Raw genomic sequence first — 5,516 nt, forward strand, 5'->3', positions numbered from 1 at the left:
GGCTCACCAGGCCGCGATGCGCGCGAAGGAATGGTCGAAGGCCGCGAAAAACGAGCCGTGCGGAAAACTTGCATCAGAAAGCCCTCGTCGACGGGTTTCCACACAGCCTCGGCCGTTCGCTACATCCAGCGAGTCTCCCGGACCGTGAGGCTCTTGCTAATTCGCCGGATCGCCGCTTCTTAACTGCGCACCAGCCCACTATTCGCCGCGCTTTTTCTTTTTCTCGTCCAAGTATGCCTCGACCGCCCGCCGGATAACTTCCGGCCGTGTCGGCAGGTCCTCCGCGGCGCGCCGATACGCATCAATCGCTTCCACCATCTCGTGGGTCATACGCACCATCACCGGCTCTGTGCCTGCGGGCGGTCGACCCATCTTTTTCTTCTCTGACATGAAATCTCCTCACAAAGGGGATTGACTTTGTGATTACAGAATTACATGATAAGCGAGCGAAGGCAAGAGTTGCAGCTCTCACCAACGCTCTGACCACAGCCATCTCGGATAGGAGACAACCATGGCTATCATCGCGAATATCATGCGCCACATTCGGAATGAAGGCGCGAATGACGATCCCGCAGCATCGATCCTGACGCTGTTCCCACAATTTCTCGAAGCCTTCGCCGATTTTCTCGATTACGAGAGCTACCTTTCGGCCGTGCAGAGCTGGGACCCGGCCTTTGCCAGCTGGCAGAGGGCGTCTGATGAAGCTCAGGAGACTATGCTGCATCTGCAGGATGCGATCCTCGACCAGACGCCGCACCTGCCCGCCGAGAAGCCGATCAAACTCATCGTCTACGCTGTCCGGATGGCGCTTCTCGACGAAGACGGCGCGCAACGTGCGCAATTTCGTAAGCTGATCCGAAACCGCGGCCATGAGCTTCTGGTCACCGAGACCTGCGACGCGGATCGGCGGATCAACGAGTTGCTCAAGCGCACCGTGATCCTCTTCGATCAGCTGCTCGACGTCTTTTCGTTCGATGAGCTCGAGCAGGCCGAAGCCTGATCTTCCCACATACCGCGTGGAAGTGACACCGGCCCTCCTTGGGGCCCGTGTCCGAGCACGCCTACCTGAAGGTCAATTGTGACCCGCTCGGGTGCGGTTTGCCGCGCCCGTTCACACAGCACAATTTCACGGAGGGCTCTCTCATGGCCCAAGCTCCCAAAACCAGCATGACAATCCGCGGCGAAACCCACCCGATCTGGCCCGGTCCCATCCATCCGCAATGGCACGCCGCAGCTGCCGAGAAGGGCTATCATGTGCTCGCGCGCGTGAAAAACAAGGACCACCTCGCCCTCGCATGCAAGAAGTGTCGGGGAACGTTCGTCTGCCGTCACAGCGTTCTGACAGGCTTCCAGCCGCAATGCCCAAACTGCAAGGAAGCGCGCTGGATCGCCGATGCGAAAGTGAACCGCCTTACCTTTGTGAAACGCGATGAAAAGGACCGGCATTACGGGCATTTCATCGTGTCCTGTGGCCACACGAAGCGACTGCAATTCGGCCGAACGAAGAAGGTCGCCACCGAAGGCGGCGAGATCGAATGCGAGAGCTGCATGGTCGAGCGCTACAAACGCGAGGCGCAGGCTTACGGATGGGAGCTGGTTGGCCCCGATCCCGATGGAAACAAAGACTATCGTCTCTACCGCCATGCGGAAGGCTGCGGCGAGTCGTGCCGTGTCTCGATCGCCAACATGAAGACCCAGCGTTTTCAATGTCCGAGCTGCGGCAAGGGCTGGTCGAATGAACCGAGTTCGATCTATTTCGCGGAAATCGATCTTGGCAAAAGAACCGTCCTCAAACTCGGCTTCTCCGGCAACACCTACTCGCGCTTCGAGTATCAGCTCTTCGTGCGGAAGGTGCTGCCATATCGGATCCTCACCGAGATCCATTTCCCCACCGGGCGCGCTGCGCTGCGGGCGGAAAAGAAGGTTCATAAACGCCTGATCGAGAGGTTCCCGGATGGGGTGGTGCCGCACGCGGTTTATCGCAAGCACCTCAAGGTGAAATCGGAAATCTACAGGCCCGAGCTGCGCAATGCCATCTTCGCCGAGCTGGCCGAGGTCGAAGGGCGCGCAAGCACCTAGCCGATCCGAGGGCTCGTTCTGGGCATTCGCCGCACGCGATCTGCCCCAGGAACCTTCCCTTCGTCACATCGCCCAAACGGTCCCGCGACTCGCGGGACCGCCTTCCCCCTACATGCCCACAGGACCCTCCCATGACCCAAACGCCCTTCGCTCCGTCTTTGCCCAACCTGCCCTGGAGCAGCCTCCTCCTCTGCGCTCTGGCCCGGACACAATCGCCTGACAGCGCCGCTCCGATCTCGCCCCCTGACCTCACCGGGCTCGATCCCGAGCATCAGGCTGCCCTGATCGGCGACCATCTCGACGCTCTCGACGATGATGAACGCACGAGGACGGCACTTGCACCACAAGACGCCGATGCGCTCTCACTCTGGAGCGCCCCCAAAGTCACGGGCCTGCGCCCGACCGAACTCGCGCTGATCCTGCGGCTGGCGGCGACCTTCGAAACGCAAGGTCGCATCGATGCCCTGTTCGAGCCCGGCGCGGTCACGCTGATGACCGGCGCGTCGCGGTCGGAACTGGCCGATGCCGCCACCGTCCTCAAAGACCATTTTCTTCCCACCGATCGAGAGATCGCGCTGCGCCCGTTGAAACGACTGAAGCAACACAAAGATCTGTCGATCCACACCCTCGGCGAGATGCTGCGGTCCGACATCATGCCCGAGATCGAGGAACTGTTTGAGGGCACCGAGCCGCTGCTCATTCTCATGCCGCACGAAACCGCGTTGCCCGACGCGCTTGCGGAGGCGCTGCCTGCCCCGCTCACGCTCGCACCGCTCACGCGCGAGATCATCCTCTCGCTGCTCCATCTGACCTACGCGCCCTCGGACCTTGCCAATCTCCCCGCCTTGCTGCCGAGCGCGGCTGAGTTCGATGCGCTCAGCACAGCAGCGCTGAGCTTCGCCCTGCGTGCTCCGAGTGCTGAGGACGCCGCGCGTCGGATCACGCAGGCACTTCCAAAACCAGCTACCTCGCCAAAGGGCCCGACTCTCGCCGACATGACCGGCGACGGCGAGGCGCTGATTGCCGCTCGGCGTATCGTCGAGGATTTAGCCCTTTGGCAAAGCGGCGAAGTCGCCTGGACTGACCTGACGCGATCGCTCCTGCTCTTCGGTCCGCCCGGCACGGGCAAGACCTACCTCGCGCGCGCGATGGGCGCCTCGGCCAATGTGAGCTTTGTCTCTGCCGGCTTCGGCGAATGGCAAGCTGAGGGCCATCTGGGCAAGATGCTCGCAGCGATGCGCGCGAGCTTCGCGGAGGCGCGCAAGTCTGCCCCCTCCATCTTATTCATCGATGAAATCGACGCCGCCGGCTCTCGCTGGGCGCCCGACCGCCACAACCGCGAATATCGCCGCCAGGTCATCAACACCTTCTTGGCCGAGATCGACGCCACCGTCCGCGCGGAAGGTGTCATCATTGTCGGCGCCACGAATGACCGCAACGCGCTCGACCCTGCAATCCTGCGGCCGGGTCGGTTCGATCTGCACGTCGCTGTGCCTCTCCCCGATGCAGCCGCGCTGATCGGCGTTCTGCAGGCGCATGTCGATCTGCCCGACGACCAACTTCGCTCCCTTGCTCAGGCCGCCGTGGGGATGAGCGCGGCGGATCTTGATGCCGCGATCCGCACGGCGAAAAGCTCGGCGCGTGCAGAAAAGAGGCTGCTCGAACTCCACGATCTGCGCCGACAGATCGGCGGCCTTCAGCAATCGGACCCGGCGGTGATCTGGCGCACAGCAATCCATGAGATCGGCCATGCAATTGCCTTCACTCAACTGGGTCTCGGCACCATCAGTCGCGTGTTGATCCGCCGCGACGGCGGGGGCGAGGCGCACCCGAAACCGTCCCGAGCGATCCAGACCCTTTCAGATATCGAGGACGAACTGACCTTCCTGCTTGCCGGACGCGCCGCCGAACGGCTGATGCTGGGCGACATCTCGGCCGGAGCCGGCGGCTCCGCGGAGTCCGATCTCGCGCTGGCAACACGCCGCGCCATCGACATCGAGACGCGGTTCGGCCTCGGCCATCACGGTCATGTCTGGCTCAATGGCATCGACGAAACAATCCTCCGCAATCCAGCCGTTTACGCGAAGGTTCGCAAGCGACTGGAGTCCGCTGAGCGGCGTGCAGACGCGTTGCTCGCAGCGCATCAGGATCGGCTCGAGGCTGCGGCGCGCGAGCTGTGCGAGCGCCAGGAACTGGGCAAACAGGAGCTTGCACGGCTCTTGAGCCCCAATTCGGATCGGCGTTCGCAGTCCTCGCGCTCGGAACGGAGGACGATCGAGAGCGCGCCGTTTGCGTGATCGCTTCTTCCCGCTCGCCGCACCTACCCGCCATGTTCGACCAAGATTACGCAATCTTGGTCGAAATCAGCACTTCCAAGCCCCCAAACCGGCCCAAGATGCTGATTTCTGTGGATTACGAAGCGCTTACCCATGAATGAGACCCGCGCATGAATTATGATGTTCCTATCACCCGCATGGGCCTCCCAGCCCAGATCAAACCCCATCGAGATCGTCACCGCAAAGCGCGCTGGCGTAAGGAGCAACTCGGCCTATGGCGCGAGATCAGAGACGTCATGCCCAGTGCCATCAGGCGCCTCCGGCGCCGGATGGCACTGGCATGCAATCGTCTCAAGCCCACGGCGATCAAACGTGTCACCCCTCCTTCAAGGAACTTGCGAAGCTTCTCGCACGACAGGCGGCACGCGAATATCAACGTTCCGAACGCGAGGAGTGAATGATGAGCACATTCCAGCCGCTTCGAGCTGCGATCTACGCCCGATATTCGACCGATCTTCAATCGGCAGCCTCGATCACCGACCAGGTGCGCCTATGCCGCAAGCTCTGCGAAGAGCGGGGTTGGCAGGTTGTGAGCGTCTTTCATGACGAGGCGATCAGCGGCGCCACGCATCTTCGTCCCGGCTTTCAAGAGATGCAAAGCGCGGCCGCAAGCGGCGAGTTCGACCTGCTCGTTGCGGAAAGTCTCGATCGCCTGTCGCGCGACCAGGAGCATATCGCCGGGCTACACAAGCGCATGCGCTTCCTCGGTGTGGCAATACACACGAAAGCCGAAGGTGAGATCAACGAGATGCACATCGGTCTTGGCGGAACGATGTCAGCACTGTTTCTGCGCCAGCTTGCCCAGAAGACCCATCGCGGCCTCGAGGGACGCGTCAGGCAAGGCAAATCAGCGGGCGGTCTCAGCTTCGGCTATCGCCTCGATCGAAACGCTCTGCCCGATGGCTCTCTCAGCACGGGTGATCTCGTAATCGAGCCGACCGAAGCTGCCATCGTGCGCCATATCTTCGAACGCTTTGCTGCTGGAGAGAGTGCGCGGGCGATCGCATTCGAATTGAATGAGCGCAACGTCCCTGCCCCGCGTGCCGCGAAGGGCAAAACCGCTGGAACCTGGTCATTTTCGACGATCTCGGGCAACCGCAA

At 61.9% G+C, this 5,516-nt stretch carries 5 protein-coding genes; 4 read left to right on the forward strand and 1 reads right to left on the reverse strand.

Annotation, left to right across the window (positions count from 1 at the left end; genetic code table 11):
* Window positions 1-198: 198 nt before the first annotated feature.
* Window positions 199-390 (reverse strand): ribbon-helix-helix protein, CopG family, encoded by a 192-nt coding sequence (locus BMI87_RS21680; protein ID WP_078523526.1) that lies wholly within the window; start codon window positions 388-390, stop codon window positions 199-201.
* Window positions 391-511: 121 nt separating this feature from the next.
* Here BMI87_RS21680 and BMI87_RS21685 point away from each other — a divergent pair, with 121 nt between their 5' ends.
* From BMI87_RS21685 to BMI87_RS21700, 4 genes are all read left to right on the forward strand, one after another.
* A complete protein-coding gene (locus tag BMI87_RS21685; RefSeq protein WP_078523527.1) occupies window positions 512-1,000 on the forward strand; it encodes a hypothetical protein in 489 nt (162 codons plus the stop codon).
* A gap of 38 nt (window positions 1,001-1,038) precedes the next feature.
* The gene (locus BMI87_RS21690; protein ID WP_146681738.1) at window positions 1,039-2,079 is read left to right on the forward strand and encodes a GIY-YIG nuclease family protein; all 1,041 of its coding nucleotides are present in this window, start codon (window positions 1,039-1,041) and stop codon (window positions 2,077-2,079) included.
* 131 nt (window positions 2,080-2,210) lie between these two features.
* Window positions 2,211-4,376 carry an AAA family ATPase gene (locus tag BMI87_RS21695; RefSeq protein ID WP_078523529.1) on the forward strand — a complete coding sequence of 722 codons (2,166 nt, stop codon included), beginning with the start codon at window positions 2,211-2,213 and terminating at the stop codon, window positions 4,374-4,376.
* 439 nt (window positions 4,377-4,815) lie between these two features.
* Window positions 4,816-5,516: recombinase family protein (locus BMI87_RS21700; protein ID WP_168175267.1), on the forward strand; the 701-nt coding region annotated here is incomplete at its 3' end.

Origin of the sequence: Thioclava sp. F28-4 (genome assembly GCF_002020045.1) — a bacterium.
In the GTDB taxonomy this organism is placed as follows: Bacteria; Pseudomonadota; Alphaproteobacteria; order Rhodobacterales; family Rhodobacteraceae; genus Thioclava; species Thioclava sediminum.